At 41.8% G+C, this 19,839-nt stretch carries 21 protein-coding genes; 1 reads left to right on the forward strand and 20 read right to left on the reverse strand.

Going from position 1 to position 19,839, the window contains the following annotated elements:
* Positions 1–13 precede the first annotated feature (13 nt).
* The 3 genes from fre to pepE all read right to left on the reverse strand — a co-directional run bounded on the left by fre (position 14) and on the right by pepE (position 3,039).
* Positions 14–715, reverse strand: a complete 702-nt coding sequence (gene fre, locus PR683_RS18670) for an NAD(P)H-flavin reductase (protein ID WP_004914872.1) — start codon at positions 713–715, stop codon at positions 14–16.
* A 10-nt stretch (positions 716–725) separates the two neighbouring features.
* Positions 726–2,201, reverse strand: coding sequence for a 4-hydroxy-3-polyprenylbenzoate decarboxylase (ubiD, locus tag PR683_RS18675; protein WP_004914873.1), 1,476 nt, complete (start codon positions 2,199–2,201; stop codon positions 726–728).
* Between the two features lie 112 nt (positions 2,202–2,313).
* On the reverse strand, positions 2,314–3,039 hold the full coding sequence (gene pepE, locus PR683_RS18680) for a dipeptidase PepE (RefSeq protein ID WP_109912570.1): 726 nt from the start codon (positions 3,037–3,039) through the stop codon (positions 2,314–2,316).
* A gap of 165 nt (positions 3,040–3,204) precedes the next feature.
* Between pepE and rfaH the strand changes: the two genes are divergently transcribed.
* Positions 3,205–3,699, forward strand: coding sequence for a transcription/translation regulatory transformer protein RfaH (gene rfaH, locus PR683_RS18685; RefSeq protein WP_004914877.1), 495 nt, complete (start codon positions 3,205–3,207; stop codon positions 3,697–3,699).
* Between the two features lie 76 nt (positions 3,700–3,775).
* Here rfaH and tatC read toward each other — a convergent pair whose 3' ends face one another.
* From tatC to ltnD, 17 genes are all read right to left on the reverse strand, one after another.
* On the reverse strand, positions 3,776–4,543 hold the full coding sequence (gene tatC, locus PR683_RS18690; protein WP_109912571.1) for a Sec-independent protein translocase subunit TatC: 768 nt from the start codon (positions 4,541–4,543) through the stop codon (positions 3,776–3,778).
* Positions 4,544–4,546: 3 nt separating this feature from the next.
* Positions 4,547–5,092: a Sec-independent protein translocase protein TatB gene (tatB, locus tag PR683_RS18695; protein WP_272581937.1), complete on the reverse strand. Its 546-nt coding sequence runs from the start codon at positions 5,090–5,092 to the stop codon at positions 4,547–4,549.
* Positions 5,093–5,095: 3 nt separating this feature from the next.
* Positions 5,096–5,377: a twin-arginine translocase TatA/TatE family subunit gene (tatA, locus tag PR683_RS18700; RefSeq protein ID WP_004260812.1), complete on the reverse strand. Its 282-nt coding sequence runs from the start codon at positions 5,375–5,377 to the stop codon at positions 5,096–5,098.
* Positions 5,378–5,490: 113 nt separating this feature from the next.
* Positions 5,491–7,125, reverse strand: a complete 1,635-nt coding sequence (gene ubiB / locus PR683_RS18705; protein ID WP_004914885.1) for a ubiquinone biosynthesis regulatory protein kinase UbiB — start codon at positions 7,123–7,125, stop codon at positions 5,491–5,493.
* Complete coding sequence (locus tag PR683_RS18710; RefSeq protein ID WP_004914888.1) at positions 7,112–7,765, reverse strand: ubiquinone biosynthesis accessory factor UbiJ; 654 nt, start codon at positions 7,763–7,765, stop codon at positions 7,112–7,114. Before PR683_RS18710 ends, ubiB begins: the two co-directional genes overlap by 14 nt.
* Before the next feature lies 1 nt (position 7,766).
* On the reverse strand, positions 7,767–8,522 hold the full coding sequence (ubiE, locus tag PR683_RS18715; RefSeq protein ID WP_047756010.1) for a bifunctional demethylmenaquinone methyltransferase/2-methoxy-6-polyprenyl-1,4-benzoquinol methylase UbiE: 756 nt from the start codon (positions 8,520–8,522) through the stop codon (positions 7,767–7,769).
* Between the two features lie 75 nt (positions 8,523–8,597).
* Entirely contained in the window at positions 8,598–9,953 is a 1,356-nt protein-coding gene (gene rmuC, locus PR683_RS18720; protein WP_109912573.1) for a DNA recombination protein RmuC, read from the reverse strand.
* A 107-nt stretch (positions 9,954–10,060) separates the two neighbouring features.
* A complete protein-coding gene (locus PR683_RS18725) occupies positions 10,061–10,591 on the reverse strand; it encodes a DedA family protein (protein ID WP_004914898.1) in 531 nt (176 codons plus the stop codon).
* Between the two features lie 150 nt (positions 10,592–10,741).
* The gene (locus tag PR683_RS18730) at positions 10,742–11,524 is read right to left on the reverse strand and encodes a tyrosine-protein phosphatase (RefSeq protein ID WP_109912574.1); all 783 of its coding nucleotides are present in this window, start codon (positions 11,522–11,524) and stop codon (positions 10,742–10,744) included.
* Between the two features lie 274 nt (positions 11,525–11,798).
* A complete protein-coding gene (gene udp, locus PR683_RS18735) occupies positions 11,799–12,557 on the reverse strand; it encodes a uridine phosphorylase (protein ID WP_004914901.1) in 759 nt (252 codons plus the stop codon).
* A gap of 289 nt (positions 12,558–12,846) precedes the next feature.
* Positions 12,847–14,223, reverse strand: a complete 1,377-nt coding sequence (locus PR683_RS18740; RefSeq protein WP_004914902.1) for a GntP family permease — start codon at positions 14,221–14,223, stop codon at positions 12,847–12,849.
* A 10-nt stretch (positions 14,224–14,233) separates the two neighbouring features.
* Positions 14,234–15,193 (reverse strand): D-erythronate dehydrogenase, encoded by a 960-nt coding sequence (gene denD, locus PR683_RS18745; protein WP_196724066.1) that lies wholly within the window; start codon positions 15,191–15,193, stop codon positions 14,234–14,236.
* Between the two features lie 63 nt (positions 15,194–15,256).
* Positions 15,257–16,024: a DeoR/GlpR family DNA-binding transcription regulator gene (locus PR683_RS18750; protein ID WP_004914906.1), complete on the reverse strand. Its 768-nt coding sequence runs from the start codon at positions 16,022–16,024 to the stop codon at positions 15,257–15,259.
* A 12-nt stretch (positions 16,025–16,036) separates the two neighbouring features.
* Entirely contained in the window at positions 16,037–16,816 is a 780-nt protein-coding gene (gene otnI, locus PR683_RS18755; RefSeq protein WP_004914909.1) for a 2-oxo-tetronate isomerase, read from the reverse strand.
* A 10-nt stretch (positions 16,817–16,826) separates the two neighbouring features.
* Complete coding sequence (gene otnC / locus PR683_RS18760) at positions 16,827–17,468, reverse strand: 3-oxo-tetronate 4-phosphate decarboxylase (protein WP_109912576.1); 642 nt, start codon at positions 17,466–17,468, stop codon at positions 16,827–16,829.
* A complete protein-coding gene (gene otnK / locus PR683_RS18765; protein WP_004914914.1) occupies positions 17,461–18,738 on the reverse strand; it encodes a 3-oxo-tetronate kinase in 1,278 nt (425 codons plus the stop codon). The genes otnC and otnK overlap by 8 nt, the downstream gene beginning before the upstream one ends.
* Positions 18,735–19,643, reverse strand: coding sequence for an L-threonate dehydrogenase (gene ltnD, locus PR683_RS18770; protein WP_004914916.1), 909 nt, complete (start codon positions 19,641–19,643; stop codon positions 18,735–18,737). The genes otnK and ltnD overlap by 4 nt, the downstream gene beginning before the upstream one ends.
* Positions 19,644–19,839: the final 196 nt, after the last annotated feature.

Here is a 19,839-nt window from a genome sequence, read left to right on the forward strand (position 1 = left end):
GAAGTAGGACGGGTTAAATGAATTCGTAAGCATCTCCAAAGAGTTGTTCTGCCTTAGCTCCTCGCTCACTACAAAACCGCTCTCTCGCTATTTTAGCCATTTCAAAGCGGCCTGCGATATAGATATCATGACTGGACAAATCACCAAAATCTTCTAATACTGCGCTCAGGACTGTTCCTGTTCTACCACGCCATAGTTCGTCTGGTTGCTCTACAACTGGAGTGATCTTCAAATTAGGGTAATTTTCACTGAGGGCCTGCAATTCACCAAGGTCATATAAGTGTTCCAATTGGCGACCACCCCAATAGAAAGTGATATCACGATCCGAGTTTTCAGCTAAAGCTGCAAGTAATACAGAGTGGGTATAGGAAAAACCGGTCCCACCTGCAATTAAGATCATTGCGTTACTGCTATTTTCCCGAAACCAAGCTTTACCGTGAGGAATGTCAATATTTATACGTTTCTGGTCTAAAATTCTATCCATGACAGCCATTGCGTATAAATTAATCTCAGAAGCACCAATATGTAATTCAATAGTTTCTTTATTATTCGGTGTAGAAGCCATTGAAAATGGTCGCTTATCTCTCTCATCCATCACGACCATTAAATATTGACCTGCTTTAAAATGAAAAGGACCATCTGGCAACAAAATCACCCGATAAACCGTATCCGTGATAGATTCAACAGATGTTACTTTACAGCTTAAAGTTGCCATGGTTTCCCTCTTATTTTGTGTCAAAAATATTTAACTGTTCCCAAATATCATCAATGCGAGATTTAACGCTCTCTGTCATTACAATAGGACGCCCCCACTCACGATCTGTCTCACCCGGCCATTTGTTGGTGGCATCAAGCCCCATTTTTGAGCCTAATCCTGATACAGGAGAAGCGAAGTCGAGATAATCTATGGGCGTATTTTCCATCATTACTGTGTCACGAGCTGGATCCATACGGGTTGTAATTGCCCAGATGACATCTTTCCAGTCTCGTGCATTAATATCATCATCACAAACAATAACAAACTTAGTGTACATGAATTGGCGCAGGTATGACCAGACTCCCATCATGACTCTTTTAGCATGTCCTGCATATTGTTTTTTCATTGTCACAACGGCAAGACGATACGAGCACCCTTCAGGAGGAAGATAAAAATCAACAATTTCAGGGAATTGTTTTTGAAGAATGGGAACAAGGACTTCGTTTAAGGCTTCCCCTAATACTGCGGGCTCATCTGGTGGCCTTCCCGTATAAGTTGAATGATAAATTGCATCACGACGCTGAGTCACATGAGTTACAGTAAATACTGGGAAATTATCTATTTCATTATAATAACCAGTATGGTCACCATAAGGGCCTTCAGGGGCCATTTCACCCGGTTCAATATACCCTTCTAAAATAATTTCAGCGCCAGCAGGAACTTCGAGGTCATTCGATATGCATTTAACAACCTCGGTTTTATTACCACGCAACAACCCCGCAAAAGCGTACTCTGATAATGTGTCAGGAACTGGTGTTACCGCACCTAAAATGGTCGCAGGATCTGCACCAAGGGCAACTGCAACAGGAAATTTTTCACCGGGATGTGCTTGGCACCATTCTTGAAAATCCAAAGCACCACCGCGATGAGATAGCCAACGCATAATAACTTTATTTTTTCCAAGAACTTGCTGACGATAAATACCTAAGTTTTGCCTTTCTTTATGTGGGCCTTTAGTCACCGTCAGACCCCATGTAATTAGAGGGGCAGCATCTTCTGGCCAACAATGCATAACAGGTATTTTTGTGAGATCAACGTCTTCACCTGCCCAAATTTGTTCCTGACAAGCCGCTGAGCTTAACCGTTTAGCTGGCATATTCAACACTTGTTTAAATTTTGGAAGCTTATCAAAAAGGTCACGGAAACCTTTCGGTGGATCAGGCTCTTTCAGAAACGCCAGTAATTTGCCTACTTCATGTAAAGCTTTTATATCTTCTTGCCCCATCCCCATCGCAACACGTTTAGTTGTTCCAAACAGGTTACACAAGACAGGCATGTTATAGCCTTTGGGATTTTCAAATAATAGGGCCGGTCCCCCTGCTCTTAGTGTACGATCTGCAATTTCTGTCATTTCCAAATAGGGGTCGACTTCCATTGTAATGCGTTTTAGCTCGCCTTGTTTTTCAAGTTGCGAGATGAAATCTCTAAGGTCACGGTATTTCATTATCTTCTTTTACTGTTACAGAGGGAGTCCCATTATAAGACGTCCGGCCAAGGTTACAAGTTACTGTCTAAAGCACTTAAAAATCAATCTTTTTCTGGTTTAGTATACCATTTTACTGGCAATCAAAAGGGACTAATTTTTCTAATAGTAATGTATTAAATTGCTCTGAGAATGTTTTATTATGCTGAAATAGTTTAAAACCTTCATCTTTTCCACTGAAATAATGAAGTTCATTACCTTTAATTTGTAACCCACTTCCTTCCCTGAGCGCAACAACAACTTCATGAGGATTAATCACACAAAATTCTTGTAATCGCTCATCACGAGTTTCTCCCATATGACCAGAGATGTGAGCATCAATATAATGAGGATTAATTTGTAATGGGAATAGCCCTAAAGATGGCATAATTGCTGCGTTACTCACAGGCATATCATTCGTAGTACGAATACTTGGTGTCGCTACATTACATCCTGCGCTCCAGCCGATATATGGCACGCCACGTTCACGAACTGCGCGTTGAATCGCAACGATCAACCCATTCTCATGTAGGCATTTATTCAACCACCAAGTATTGCCGCCACTTACAAGAATGCATTCTGCCTGCTCAATCGCGTCCACTGGACTAGAAAAATGCTCAATTGATGTAACTTTTATTCCCAACGCTTCGGAAAGCTGCTCTGCTCTTTCGTCATGTGAGCCACGAAGAACTGCATAAGGAACCAAAACCGCTGACTTTATGTTCTTACGAGCAATCATTTCTTTGATTCGAGGTAAAGCGTAGCTTAGCCATACAGGGTTGCCTGGTAGCTTGCCGTTACTCAACAAAAAGATATCCATTATGTCTCCTACTGATTTGGTTTTTGCATTACAGTTATCATAAGACTATATTCGATTAATATAGACTGATGAATATCAATGATATGGTGCTGTTATTCATTAGTCACATTGTTATGTCGTAATTTGTTATCATAAACATAGTTTCGTCAGATGGAATTCAAAAAAATGGAAAAATGGTATTTGCTTTATTGCAAACGAGGCCAAATTGAACGCGCTATGGAGCATTTAAATCGACAGAATGTTGTTTGTATGACGCCCATGACTGAAATGGAAAAAGTGGTTAGAGGAAAAAGAACGACTGTGCAAGAAGCTCTGTTTCCAAATTACTTATTTGTGAAATTTGATCATAATGAAATTCATACGACAACAATCCAGTCAACGAGAGGGGTCAGCCATTTTATTCGTTTTGGCCAATTGCCGACGGAAGTCCCTGAAGAGATTATTGAACTCCTACAACAAACCCCTATTAGTTATTCTGTCGCGCCAGATATACCAAAGCATGGTGACCAAGTGACTATTACCGAAGGTATTTTTGCGGGGGTGCAAGCTATTTTTGCTGAACCTAATGGTGAGTACCGTTCTATTCTTTTGCTGAATATTTTAAATAAAAGCGTCCCCAAAGTAGTTGATAATACACAGTTTAAAAAAAATACAGATTAAGCATTGAAGTAATAAAAAAGCCCTTCTTAGAGGGCTTTTCATCATTCTGTATTGAATAACGATAGGTTAACGCAAATTAGGACTCTTCTTTTTCTTCTTCCTCTACGCCTTCTTGTCGATTTCTACCTTTGCCAACATAGAAATTGGATAGTAAAACACCGAGCTCAAAGAGCAAATACATAGGAACAGCAAGTAAAGTTTGAGAGAGAACATCAGGCGGCGTTAAAAACATCCCAACGATAAATGCCCCGACTAAAATATAAGGACGTTTACGTTTTAGGGCTTCAGGTGTAGTGACGCCTGTCCAACACAGTAAAATAATTGCAATAGGGACTTCAAATGCAGCACCAAAAGCCATGAATAATGTCATGACGAAACTAAGGTATTTACTGATATCTGGGATAAAGTTAACGCTATCTGGGGTTGTTTTAACAAAGAAACCAAATGCGAGCGGAAAAACAACGAAGTAGGCAAATGCCATTCCCAAATAAAACAAGAAACTACTTGAAACAAGCAAAGGCAACATGAGTTTACGTTCATGCTTGTATAAGGCAGGTGCAATGAAAGCCCATATTTGATAGAGAATAACTGGGATCGATACAAAAACCGAAACCATCATTGTCAATTTAATTGGGGTAAAGAATGTAGACGCCACATCCGTCGCACTCATTTGCGAACCTACTGGCAGCTTATCAATCAAAGGAGCTGCAACCAGCCGATAGATATCATTTGAAAAATAAGCAAGCGCAGCAAAAACAATTAAAACTGTAATTAAACAGTTGAGTAGCCGTTTACGAAGTTCAATGAGGTGGCTAATAAGTGGTTGTGTATCATTTACAGCCATGTGTTATTTTTCACTTTCAGTTTGATTAGAGTTTTTTACATTAGCATCGAGTGATTCTACTGTTTTCACAGCGGCTGAATCTTCCGGTTTCTGCTCCTCCTCAACAACTGCCGCCATTTTAGCTGCATGTTCAGGGTTTGGATCAGACTCTTCAGGTTGCTGAGTATTATCTTTCGCTTCCTTTACAGCACTATCGTAACTGTCAGTGATCTCTTTTGCTTTGTTTAACTCTGTTTCAATATCATTAGTTGTCGCTTGGTAATCGCTTTTAAGCGATTGTGCCGCTGTACGCAGTTCTTCCATAGACTGCTTAAGTTCCGGAGAAAGCGCTTCTAAATTAGCTTTTTCTTCCACCTTTTTCAGCGTATCTTGTAGCTCCTGCAGCTTTAATTCTTGCGATAACTCGTTTTGTACATTTGCAGCCATAGAGCGCATCGCACGGATCCACCCAGCGACAGTTCTCACTGCCACTGGTAACCGCTCAGGGCCTAATACAACGAGACCAATAACTGCAACAAGCAACAGTTCACTAAAACCTATGTCAAACACGGTTTAACCCTGCTCTTTGTTTTTGCTCTCAACTGGGCTTTCTTTCTTTTCAGCAGCCTGTTGTTCAGTAATATTTTTAGGTGCGAAGTCAGCATCTTGCTTTTCTTGTTCTGCTTTTGCTTTTTCGTCATCATTCATTGCTTTTTTAAAGCCTTTGAGTGACTCCCCCAAATCCGAGCCTAAAGAACGCAATTTTTTGGTGCCGAAAATTAAAATAATAAGCAAAGCAATGATAATGAGTTGCCAAGGACTACCGAAAGCAGCCATTGCAATAGTTGATTCCATTGTTAATACCTCTATAGTTTTGGGATCAATTGTTGTTAGATCTATTATATACAACCAACACAAAATACGGAAATGTTCACAGCCTTATAAACTTGTCGCAAAACAAAGTTTACTTAATTTCCGCCAGTTTTACACCAACCAAACAACCAAGACAGTGCTCCTGCCACCATAAACACAATACCAAACGGGGTGAGATTCGAAATAAGGAACATACTCCCACAGAGAATAAATGTGGCACCTATACCTAAAAGGTACTGAGATTTACGTTGTTTATTACGCTGACTTTTCAGTTGTTGCGTTAGTTGGTCTATGTTTGATTGTAAGTACTTATGTTGCCGTAATGCACCATAAATTAAATCAGGAATTTCAGGCATTTTTTCTGCCCAATACGGTGCTTTTTCTTTTAATGCTTGAGTAATTGCAGGTATCCCTACTTGGCTATGAACCCAATCCTCAAGGAATGGTTTTGCTGTTTTCCAGAGATCAAGCTGCGGGTAAAGCTGCCGACCTAACCCTTCAACATACAATAATGTTTTTTGTAATAATACCAACTGTGGCTGAACTTCCATGTTGAAACGACGTGCTGTATTAAATAAATTCAATAACACTTGCCCAAATGAAATTTCAGCCAATGGTTTTTCAAAAATAGGTTCACATACCGTACGGATAGCAAACTCAAAGTCTTCCACATTCGTGTCTGAAGGAACCCAGCCTGAGTCAACGTGTAGTTCTGCTACTTTGCGGTAATCACGATTAAAAAACGCAATAAAGTTTTCTGCCAAATAACGTTTGTCTTCTTTGTTCAATGAACCGACTATTCCACAGTCTATCCCTATGTATTGAGGATCTTCTGGATGATCGTAGCTAACAAAGATATTTCCTGGATGCATATCTGCATGGAAAAAACTGTCGCGAAAAACTTGTGTAAAGAAGACTTTAACACCACGCTCTGCCAGCAGTTTCATATTGGTTCCTTGCGCTTTAAGCGCAGCAATATCAGAAACTGGGATCCCGTAGATACGCTCCATGACCATCACATTTTCACGACAATAATCTGGATAGACCTCTGGCACATACAGCATGGCGCTGTTTTCAAAATTACGACGAAGCTGAATGGCATTTGCTGATTCACGGAGCAAATTAAGCTCATCAATCAACGTTTTTTCGTATTCACGCACGACTTCTTTTGGTCTTAGCCGCCGCCCATCTGGCAACAACGGAACCCAATTGGCAATGCGGTACATTAATTTAATGTCAGCTTTAATAATTGGCAGAATATCAGGGCGAATAACTTTGATGACAACATCTTTGCCATTTTCTTTTAACGTTGCGGTATGAACCTGAGCAATAGATGCAGAAGCTAAAGCTTGTTCATCAAAATCATCAAACCATTGTTCTAAAGGGCCTTCGAGGGATTCTTCAATATAGCTTCGTGCCAGTTTGCCATCAAAACTCGCCACTTTGTCTTGCAATAGCGAAAGTTGATCTGCGATTGCGGGTGGGAAAAGATCTCGACGAGTCGATAGCATTTGGCCAAATTTGATCCAAACCGGCCCGAGTTCTTGTAGGGCGAGACGAAGCCTTTCACCTAATGCTTTGTCTTTATGCTTATTTCTGATCCAAAAGAAACCTAAGCGACCAATTCTTAATGGTAACGTTAGTTTAATTTTGGGGATTAACTCATCTAATCCGTAAGAGAGAAAAACCCGAATAATGAAGTAAAGTCGTTTTATTTCACCGGGTGTCATGCTTCTCCTCCAACTGGCTTAACCGTTGCTCAAGCGCACTCATTGAATATTCCACTTGCTCAACCTCATCACTAAAATGAGCGAGTTCAAGCTGGCTAGGTGCCATTTTCCATTCTTCAACAATGGCGTCTTTGATATACGTTTTTTGCCGTTTTACTAAATGAGATGCAAGACAAACACCTTTATTCAGGAACTTACTAAGGCCCTCTGCTGCAACATCACCAATGTAAGGAGACAGATAATGAGCAGGGTTCCAAATAGCTAAGTCAAGCAAAGAAGACCAGTGCTGTACAATTTGCATATCCCCTTCAATCACGATATCACCACGATTGATAAGTTGAGATAATTGCTGTTTGTCTTTCAATTTAACGAGCGTGAAGATGGATGTTTTAATGGTACAGTCCGCAGGCTCAACCCACTGGCTTAACACATCAACATGATTTTCAGCAAAAACGAGCGTCAACGTTTTATTCAGTTCTTTAAGTTCAATTGCCATAACTTTGCCTGCCAAACGCATCCTAGCTGGCTGTAGAACTTTTTCTTTGAACAACATGTGGTTAAGAGAGGTTTCCATCAATGCTGTGATCAAAGAATACAAAACTGTATTTTGGTTTTCGGTATGTGTTGATGGTGCTTCCATCTTAGAATTTAAACCCTTTATGCAATGCGACAATTCCACCTGTCATATTGGTGTAGGAAACCTGTTCAAACCCTGCATTTTCCATCATACCTTTTAGTGTTTCTTGGTTTGGATGCATGCGGATTGATTCAGCTAAATAGCGATAGCTATCGGGATCATTAACGATCGCTTGACCAATACGAGGGAGTATATGGAATGAATAGGCATCATAAGCTTTATTCAGTGGCTCAATAACTGGTTTTGAGAACTCTAATACCAATAAACGCCCACCTGGCTTCAACACTCGGAACATAGAGCGTAGCGCTTTGTCTTTATCGGTGACATTACGCAGACCAAAAGAGATAGTAATGCAGTCAAAATAGTTATCAGGGAATGGCAGCTCTTCCGCATTGGCTTGCACGTAATTAACATTACCGACAATACCAAGATCACGTAATTTCTCACGCCCCATTTTTAGCATTGAATCATTAATGTCTGCGAGTATGACTTCGCCTTTTTCGCCCACTAAACGTGAAAATTTAGCGGTTAAGTCACCCGTTCCACCCGCAAGGTCAAGTACTCGCTGATTACGACGTACTCCGCTCGCCTCAATGGTAAAACGCTTCCAAATACGATGAATACCAAATGACATCAAATCATTCATTAAGTCATATTTTGATGCTACTGAGTGAAAAACATTCGCTACTAGGCCAGCTTTATCTTCTTTGCCGACAGTACGGAAACCGAAATCAATGGTTTCTTTAGTTGGTTCAGTCATTTCTCTTATGCCTGCTTATCATTCAAACTTTTGTAGGAAGTGTAACAGTCTTTGAGCCAAAACCCTATCAGAAGTCTAAGATTCCGCACAATTAGGCGTCTCAGACCGCTCAACCAATTGAGGCGGGATAGGTTGCTTAATTTCGACCCCTAGCTCTTTAAAACTTTCCGCCTGGCTAATTAAATTTCCACGCCCTTGAGCAAGACGCTTCATTGCCGATAGGTAAGTATTATTTGCTTTATCAAGACTGGTGCCTAAAACCTGCATATCATCTACAAACAAACGCAGCTTGTCATACATTTTTGCTGCTCTATTTGCTATCTCCTGAGCATTTTGCCCTTGGCGTTCATACCGCCAAATATTATTAATCGTTCTCACTGCGACTAGCAATGTTGAAGGACAAACTAACATAATATTCTGTTTAATTCCTTCATCAAGTAACTCGGGAGCTTCTTTCAAAGCCAGTAAATACGCAGGTTCAATAGGGATAAACATTAAAACGTAATCCAGTGAACGAATTCCCGGTAACTGGTGGTAATCTTTACGACTCAACATACGCATGTGATTACGGATAGATGCCACATGATTTTTTAACGCTTGTTGCTGTTCATGTGGATCTTCGCTATTGAAGTAATGTTCATAGGAAACCAGCGACATTTTTGCATCAACAACCACATCTTTCCCTTCTGGAAGGTGAATAATCACATCCGGTTGATAACGGCTATTATAACTTGTATTGATACTAACTTGGGTTTCAAATTCACTTCCCTCACGTAAACCTGAGACTTCGAGGATCCGAGTAAGAATGGTTTCCCCCCAGTTCCCTTGAATTTTGTTATCCCCTTTCAGCGCTCGTGTCAGGTTAACGGCCTCTTTGGTCATTTGATTATTGAGCTGCTGTAATTGCCGAATTTCATAGGCTAAAGTGTGGCGCTCTTTGGCTTCCTCACCAAAACTTTGTTGAACTTGCTGACGAAAACCTTCTAATTGCTCGCGAAAAGGTGACAACATCGCCAATAGGCTTTTTTGTTGTTGCTCAGATGCACGACGCTCATTCTGTTCAAAAATACGGTTAGCTAAGTTTTCGAATTGTGCTGTCAGCCGTTGTTCACTATTTTGTAAAATACGCTGTTTTTCTTCGTTGGCTAGCTGGTTCTGTTCAAAACGAGTGATTACCTCGCGAAGCTCTGCTTCTTGTTCTCGGTTAATATCCCTTTGAGTACGCAGCTCTTGATCTAGCCTTTCGTATTCTTCTTTCCATTGCGCAAGGTGAATATTTTTTTCGTCACTTGCCGCAAGTTGGCGGTTGAGTTGTTGCAGTTCCTGATCTTTTTGCGTAATTTTTTGGGCAATAGAGAACCACGTTGCCAAGCCACCAACTAAAACGCCACTCAACGCACCAATAACAGCATATAAAAGAGAGGTATCCACGGTTAAATCCTTACTTTACAAAGTCTAGTGTAAGGTAATGGGATACTGTATAAGTGTCCAGAGGTAATTTAGCCATGGAAGAAAATTTTGCGAAGCGCTTCGCAAGCTTAGCCTATCCAGCTCGCAAACCATTTCAAGCCTAATGCCCCAGGCGCTAGAATACCAAATGCCCAAATCATCGCAGAAGCGATATTAGCGAGTTGGAAATGCCGTTGTGGCATGGCGCAAATCCCTGCAACCAAGGGAACAATGGCTCGCAAAGGCCCGAAGAAGCGCCCAAAGAAAATGCCCCAAATACCCCATCGGTCAAAGAAACGCTGCCCTTTATCAATCATTTGCGGGTTACGAGAAATCGGCCACATATGGCGTACATTTTCTTTGTAATGATAACCAAACCAATAAGAAAGCCAGTCCCCAAAGAAAGCGCCGAGTGCTGCTGCTAGCCATATTGGCCAGAAAGTAATATTACTTTCACCAATCAAAGCACCGAGCGCAAGTAAAATAACCGTTGCAGGTAACAGAAGCGACAAAAATGCCAGAGATTCCCCAAAAGCCAGAAAGAAAATAATAGGAAGCGCCCATACTTCATGTTCGCGTGTAAAGTCCGTCACTATGGTGACAATTTCATTGAGTGTCACGGTCAGTTCCTTTCATTAGGGGATAATCAGAATACTGTAACGAAAAAGTGGTAAATCAAAGTTAAACAAAGCAAAAACACCTTTGGGAAAACCGAGTTGTGGATAAAGAAAAACGGATTATCCGACAACTCATATTCCAATTAGAGCAACTTAGTCCAGAAACTGGCTTTGCAGTACTTCTCGTTGCTGCCTTCCTAAACCAAAATCTTTTTCTAGCCATTGGTCAACATTGCCATACTGGCTTTCAATACTGTTTAGTGCTGTTCTCAAGAAGTCTTCACGTACCGAATAGACATACTCAAATTTTTTCACGATGCTTTCGTCCATCGTTTTTGCATGCTCTTCAAGTAAGTGTTTGCGGTAAGGTGCAAGTGTTTCATTAGTCAGTAAGTAATCTTCCATTACGGTGTCTAAATCTGCACCTAAAGCAAATAACACCAATGCGGACCCGACGCCCGTACGGTCTTTTCCTACAGCACAGTGTTGTACTATGCCACCTTTTTCTGGTTGTTTGAGTAAATTGACCAATTGATGATAAGCGGGGTTGTTCAGTGGTAACAATTCATATAAACGAAACATAAAGGCTTGCGGATCAAATTGTTCCAATATCTCTGGCGTTAATTTATCTAAATTTGCGGTGACTTCTTTGGCTAACGGATTTGCTGGCGCATGCACATAATGCGCTCCTTGCCAAATGACATCAGGCTTATCTAAGATTTCAGCTTCATCACGATAGTCAATGATTTGGAAAAGATTTTGTGAACGCAAAACCGCTTCGTCTTCCTGTGTTAATCGGTCTAACGCACCGGAACGAAACAGGACACCGGGCTTAATTTTGCCACCGTTAGCAAGTTTTTTACCACCGAGATCACGAAAGTTAATACCGCCCTTCAAAGGCAGAACAGAAGGATGAAGATAAGGTGTTGTTGACATAATAATTCCTTTTCGCCCTATAGCTTTCATTCCAGTTAGCCATAAAATAAACGTAACCTGAATAATTTAAGGGCACATAATATTGATAATTGTTTTTATGACAATAACAGATCTAGCAAATAAGAGGATCAGAATATTTCCTGTAAATTGATTAGTAATTGCCAAATCTATCGAGGAAATAAAGAGAAATGAAAAGTGGATAAAGGGACTAAGCCCGCTTACTTTTTGTCCACAACCGAGTGAAAGTCAAGTAAACGGGCCAGTAAATCAGGGACTACAGTAAGCGGCGAGCAGCTTCAACCACAATACTTAATACGTTACCTTCCGTTTTCTTCAGTAACGCTTCATTTGGAATTTCTTGTTGGGTACGATTCACGATAACACCCGCAACCATACCAGCACGTAACCCTTTACTACTAGAACACATAGTCAGCAATGTGGCTGATTCCATTTCATAGTTCATTACGCCCATGTCTTGCCACTCTTTCATCGAACCTCTGAAATGACGCATCACACGGCCAGTATAGGTATCATAACGCTCTTGACCTGGGTAGAAGGTATCAGATGATGCAGTAACACCAACATGAACGGTCGCACCTGCATCTTTCGCTGCGGCATAAAGCGCATTAGTACAGTCAAAATCAGCAACAGCTGGGTATTCTAATGGTGCGAAGTGTTGGCTAGCACCGTCTAGGCGCACTGCCCCTGTTGTCACCAGAACATCACCGACATTGATATCTTCTTGGATTGCACCTGTTGTACCAATACGTAAGAAAGTACGGATACCAAGCTGTGCAAGTTCTTCAACTGCAATTGACGTTGATGGACCACCGATACCGGTTGAACAAACAATGACAGCTTTTCCGTCAAGCTCACCACGCCAAGAGGTGTATTCACGTAATGACGCAAGGTGTACAGGGTTATCCATCAGACGTGCAATTTTTTCAACACGGTTAGGATCCCCAGGAACAATCGCTACGGTCGCACCCTGTAAGTCACTTTTCTTTAAACCTAAGTGGAAAACGTCAGACATTTCAAACTCCTTTACACAATGGCATCATTAAATCAGTCAATACTGATTAATCGTTATTTGTAATATAGCGAGAAAACGATATTTTTTTAGTGATGAATATCACTTTTAATGAAAACAATAAAAGATTGATTTCATTGTTTAGTGACTTGAATCACATAAATTCATGAATTTTATTTCTCTTTGAATTCCATTGCCATCAGTATAGATGAAAGTTTGGCATAACGACAAAAGCGCCCCTAATTGCTGGGCGCTTTGATTATTTGGCAGAACTAAAACTGATAACGCTATGTTAGAGAATTACATCAAGAACGAGGACACCAACTAGGCCTATCGCCCACGCAATGGTGGTCGGAATAGACCAAACAATCATTTGTTGTTTAACGTCCTTAATTCCCATCATTCTGTTCACCACCCAATACAGGCTGTCGTTGAAGTAACCGAAGAACAGAGACCCCATGGTTGCCGCTTGCGCCGCGACCAATAAGTTAATATCCGGTATTTGGCTAATGATTGGCGCAGAAATAGATGCTGCGGTAATCATTGCTACCGTACCCGAACCTTGAATCAAACGAACCAATGTCGCGATGATAAACGGAATCAATACTGGTGTAATCGGCAGATTTGCAACATGTTCAGCAAGAATATTTCCTGTGCCACTATCACGCAGTACCGCACCTAATGCACCACCCGCTCCCGTAACTAGCAGGATAATACCCGCTGCTTGTAAGCCTTCTTCCATACGGTCGATGACTTCTTCTTTTGTTGCTTTTGGCATTAATGTGTAAACAGAGATCAACACACTAATTGATAATGCAATAATTGGTGCGCCTAAGAATTCAAATGTTTGGAAATACCAATTACTTTCCATACCTTGGAAAGATTCTGTTTTGAGAATTAATCCATTGATAGCATTGATAAAAATTAACAAAATAGGTGTGATAATCGGTAAAAGCGATAAGAACAGGCTTGGTAATGGCTTATTCGCTTTTTCTTCCATATAACGAGCGTGAACTTCTTTCAGGTCTTCACTGCCCGTTTCATCTGGCATAAATTCAGGGTACTTAGTCCCTAACCATTTTGCGTAAAACACAATACCGATAACACAAGGGATAGCCAGACTCATACCCGCTAGGATCATGGCGCCAACATCGACACCAAAAATCCCTGCCACGCCTAAAGGCCCTGGTGTTGGTGGAACGGTATGGTGTGTCACCACTAGCCCACCAGCGAGTGCAACGCCTAAAGTTAGTATGCTACGTTTACCATTTTTGGCTAATGCTTTTGCCAATGGGTATAAAATCACAAAAGCAGAGTCAACGAAGATAGGAATACTAACAATATAACCCGTAATCGCTAACGCCCATTCTTCACGCTTTTTACCTAACCATTTGATAAAGCTATAAGCGATTTGTTCAGCAGCACCTGAAACTTCCAGCACCCTTCCCATCATTACCCCGAGTCCGATAACGATACCGATGCTACCGAGTGTTGACCCAAAGCCTTTTGTAATGACTGTCACTGTCTCTGCGGCAGTCAAACCACCAGATACACCAGCGATTGCCGCAGCAATTAGCATAGCTAATAACGCATGAACACGCGTTCGTAATACTAAAAAGATCAGGACAAATATGGCCACTGCGAGGCCAATAACAGGAATATAGGACATAGGCTATCTCCTACTTAGACGAGCCGTGGTGAGTGATAAACGAACGGATCGCATCACCAAACGAGCCATCTGCACGGAAACCGAGATCCAATGCACGGCTAATATCAAATTTACCCGGCCAGCTCGCCACAATGCGGTTAATAGCTTCATCTGGTTCAAAACGAATAAGATCCACCGCTTCTTTGCCTGCAACATCACGCAGGGCATCAATCATGCCTTGAACAGTAACCGTAATACCTGGTAGGTTCACAGTGCGAGATTTACCGAATTTCTCAGCAGGGATACTGACCGCATGAATAAAGTTGTTAATCACGGTTTCAGGGCTAGATAACCATAGCGCAAGGTCAGGGGAGACAGGGCAAACACTTTCAACCCCATTTAATGGCTCACGAATAATGCCACTTGCGAATGAAGACGCCGCTTTATTGGGTACACCAGGACGAATACTAATGGTGGGTAAACGCATCACACGGCCATCAACAAAGCCTTTACGTGAATAGTCATTGACCATCAGTTCACACATCGCTTTTTGAGCGCCATAGGATGACTGTGGGTTAACGACACACAAGTCTGTGATGACATCCGGTAGCTCACCACCAAACACGGCAAGAGAACTGGTGAACATAAATTTGATTGCTGGGTTCTTGGCTCGAGCGACTTCCAATAATTGGCGAGTAGCTTCGAAGTTAACCTTCATACCCAAGTCAAAGTCACTTTCAGCGTGACTACTTACGATAGCGGCAAGGTGGAAAACCACATCGGTTTGTGCATCGATCAGTTTATCAGCCGCGCCTGCTTGCGTTAAATCTAACGCAACGCAACTGACTCTGGCATCTTCAACCGGTGATGTAGGGCATTGAATATCGGCTAAAACAAGGTGGTCAAATTTTAAACCCTGGCTATTTTTAAGCAAAGCAGCGGCTAGCTGCTGGCCCAGAAAGCCTGCGCCACCAGTAATAATAACTTTCATTGTAATTCTCCTTGCTATAGCCTTTTAGCTGGCTATGCAGTTTTAGGTAAGATTATTTATGTTTTATGTCTTGATTAAATGAAGTTTTATGTTTTGTTCTGTTATCCGCTGCACCACATCAGCTGGCAACTGGTCATCGCAAATGATGTCGTGCAATTGATTCAATGGGCAAACACGAAACATGCCATATTTGCCGAATTTGCTACTGTCTGAAACCAGTACACAGCGACGGGCAACATCCAATAGCGTTTGTTTTATCTGAACTTTTTCTTCATGTGGGGTAGAAACCCCGTGCTGTAAATCCCATGAGCTAGTGCTGATAAAAGCAATATCAACATTGAGTGTTTTCAGCATCATCGCAGCCGTATTTCCTACACTAGAATGGTTACGTTTATCCACCAATCCCCCGGTGTGGTATAGGTTTAGCTGCGACTTATTCATTAAGTACTGCATAATCGAAAAATCATTAGTGACAATCGTTAAATTAAAACGCTCACCGAGTACGCGCGCTATCTCAAAAGTGGTGGTTCCTGCATCGAGATACACCACTTGCCCATCTTCAACTAATGAGCTGGCAAACTGACCAATTTCACGCTTATGGCGATGATGCAACCGCGCCTTTTCACTCCAAGGTAGCTCTTGGCGCAACACATCATTTAACTTAACGCCACCACTGATACTGAGTACCTTCCCTTCTTCTTCTAACATCCGAATATCACGTCGCACTGTCATATGAGAAACATTCATTAGCTCAACCAAATCACTGATCGATACGGTTTGATGTTCATGCACGTAACGGTAAATAAAATCACGACGCTCAGAAGGGAGCATAGGTTCTCCTAATTATGAATTTGCTTGTTTAAGCCAGCCTAATCCATCTTCGGTGCGGCCTGCAGGATGGTATTCACATCCTAACCAACCCTCATAACCCATTTCATCCAACTGCTTAAAAATCCATGGGTAATTGACTTCACCGCTATCCGGTTCATGACGATATGGGACTGACGCTATCTGAATGTGACTAAATTTACCCCATAAACGCTCAATTGTTTTCAATAAATCACCTTCCATAATTTGGCAGTGATATAAATCCAACTGGATAAATACATTTTCACGATTAATTTCAGGTAGTAATGCTTCCGCTTGTTTTTGCGTCGTCAAAAAATATCCAGGCATATCGCGGGTATTGATGGGTTCGATAAGCACACGAATACCGTGCTCAGCCATCACATCTGCCGCATATTGAATATTTTTGATATAGCACGCAGTTTGCTGTTCAAGTGTATAATTTTCATTCACTTTCCCCGCCATCGCATGAACTTGTTTACAGCCTAATGCTTTTGCGTATTTCAATGCAGTTTGTACGCCCTCGGCAAATTGGCTCTCACGACCCGGGAGCGAAGCCATACCACGCTCTCCCTGAGCCCAATTTCCCGCAGGCATATTAAACAGGGCCTGTGTTAAATGGTGTTTGCTCAGTTCACCCGCAATGACATTGGCATCTTCTTCATAAGGGAAGAGATATTCAACACCGTTAAACCCCGCATTCGCAGCACGTTCAAAGCGCTGTATAAAAGGCACTTCGGTAAACATCATGCTTAAATTTGCAGCAAATTTAGCCATTTTCGCCTCGCTACTTTTGTGGATAACGACTTTCGAGCTGTTCAACTTGCTCTTGCGTTAATGTTGTAAAGCCATGTGGGCGTAATGTGATATATAAACGAGCGGTATCTTCTAACTCTTCTGCATTGAAGAACGCTTGTCTTAACGTTTTGCCACCCACGACCGGACCATGATTCGACAGCAATACCGCATTATGTGTCGGTGCTAATTTTGCAATTTCCTCACCAATTCGGTCATCCCCCGGTGGCAAGTATTCAATCAATGGCAGTTTCCCCACTCGCATCACATAATAAGGTGTGATTGGAGGTAAACAATTTTTTGTATCTAACCCCGGCAAGCAAGACAACGCCGTTAACCAAGGTGAGTGAAGATGAACAACCGCTTGGCAATCAGGGCGTTGCAAATACATCGCCATATGCATAGAAACTTCTTTTGTCGGTTTATCTCCCCCAATCCAATTTCCTTGTGCATCGAGTTTACTCAGTTTGCTAGGGTCTAAATCACCAAAACTGGAATTTGTCGGTGTCACAATAATCGAACCATCAGGTAACCGAGCACTAATATTTCCTGCACCACCGCTGCTGTAACCACGGTTAAACATTGATTTAGCCCAATCGACTAACTCTTGGCGCAGAGCCTTTTCATCACTCATTAAACATCTCCTGTGCAAACTGGAAGAAATTTTCTTGGCCGAAATTACCTGATTTCAACGCTAACCAGTTACCGCTTGCTAAGTCCTGTACCCATGGCACACCTGGGGCGATTGGTGAGCCAATACTTAATTGTTCTGTCCCAAGGCTTTGAACCACTTTTCCGGAGGTTTCACCACCCGCAATAATAAAGGTGTCATACCCTTTCGCTTGCAACAGCGCGACGACCTCACCAAATACCTTCTCGACCGCGAAACTCGACTCCGCAGCACCGTATTTCTCTTGTGTTTTTTTCAGTAATTCAGGTGATTGAGTGGCATAAAGCATTGGCGCCAAACCCGTTAGTTGCTGTGCTTGCACCCAATCTGCCAATGTTTTGGCATACTCAGGGTTATTTAAACACTCACCCACATCCAACATTTTTGCAGGAGCAACTTGCTGATAAGCCTGAACTTGTTTGTTAGTCATTACCGAGCAACTTCCCGATAAAACAACTGTTTTCCTGTTTTTACCTGTTGGCTTTTCACCTCGTTGCGTTGTACCGCCCCATGGACATTGGCTATCCACATTGGCCAGTGCAGCACCGAGACCGGAACCCCCTGTCAACAATGGCATCGCTTTAACCGCTTGTGCGATAGGGAGCAAATCATCCATTGTTAAGCTATCAACAACCGCGTAACTCACACCTTGTTGGGCTAACTCGGTCAGTTTTTGGCTAACAACCTCACTGCCTTTTTGAATATCTTCAAGTTTGATTAGACCGGCTTGACCTTTTGATTGTTTTTCCATCACACGCAATAAATTTGCGTCGGTCATTGGCGTTACAGGATGGTGCTGCATGCCACTTTCATTAAGTAGCTGGCCATTCACAAATAAATGTCCATGAATCACCGTTCTACCGTTAACGGGTAGCGCGGGGCAAACTAATGCTAAGTTTGTACCCAGTTGCGCCATTAATGCATCCGTAACGGGGCCAATATTGCCTTTTTCGGTTGAATCAAACGTCGAACAATATTTAAAGAAAATTTGCTGGCAATGCGCTTTTTGTTTCAGCCAATTACCTGCATTGGTCGATGCACTGACGGCTTCATCGACAGGACAAGAGCGGCTTTTTAAACTAATCACTATCGCATCAACATCTTGTGGTACTGGTGTGCTCTCATTGGGTTCATTCAATAACTGAACAACCTTCCAACCGTTTTGCACCATAAAGCCTGCAATATCTGTCGCACCGGTAAAATCATCTGCTATTACGCCTAACTTCACTGTCATGCTTTTTTCTCCGGTAAAGTAATACCTTTAAATGTTTTAATCACCGCGCTGTCATCCTGTTGACCAAAGCCTTCATTGCTCGCTGAAATAAACATTTGATGAGCTGTTGAAGCAAGTGGTAATGGGAAATTTAGTGCTTTTCCAGTTTCCATCACTAGCCCTAAGTCTTTGACAAAAATATCTACTGAGGATTTTGGCGTATAATCACCGTCTAAGACATGTTGCATACGGTTTTCAAACATCCATGAATTTCCAGCTGCATGAGTGACAATGTCGTACATCACGTCAAGCTCAATACCCGCTTTGGCGGCTAAAGCCATACTTTCTGCCGCAACAGCAATGTGTACCCCAGCTAATAACTGGTGAATCGTTTTGACGGTTGAACCTAAGCCAACTTCATTCCCTACTCGATACAAGCGCTCAGAAATAGCGTTAAATACGGGTGAAAGCTGCTCAAATAGAGCTGGTTCACCTGAAGCCATGATGGTCAACTTCCCTTCAGCGGCTTTAATTGAGCCACCTGAAATAGGCGCATCTACAAGGGGTAATTGATATACAGCAAGTCGCTGAGCGATATTTTTAGTTTGTTCCGCAGCCAAGGTACTGTGCAGCACAATAACTGTGCCGGGGCGTAATTGTTCAACTAAAGGCTGTTCACCCGAAAACAAAATGGCTTCAACTTGACGACCATTAACCACTACCAGCAACAAAGCATCAATTTCATGGGCAAATTCCGCTGCATTTTGCCCCACTGCAATTGCTCCTGCATTAAATAGGCTTTTGCATGCATCTTGGTTTAAATCAAATCCATAGGTGGGAATGTTATTTTTTATAAGAGATTGTGCGATCCCCATCCCCATAGAACCTAGGCCAATCACGCCAATTTTATTAACGAAATTTCCCATAATGACCCCTGATGTTGTTAATCTTCGTGACTGTTGTGAATTTTCACACAATAAAATTCACAAACACATGACTAATATCACATTTGAGATAATATAAAAAACCAACAAATAAAGCATAATTAGTTGAATTAAAACAAAATAAAAAACACCGCACCTCAAACACACTTTCACAGGATAATGTGATAAAAAATGTGAT

The organism is Providencia sp. PROV269 (assembly GCF_028477785.1).
GTDB lineage: Bacteria > Pseudomonadota > Gammaproteobacteria > Enterobacterales > Enterobacteriaceae > Providencia > Providencia rettgeri.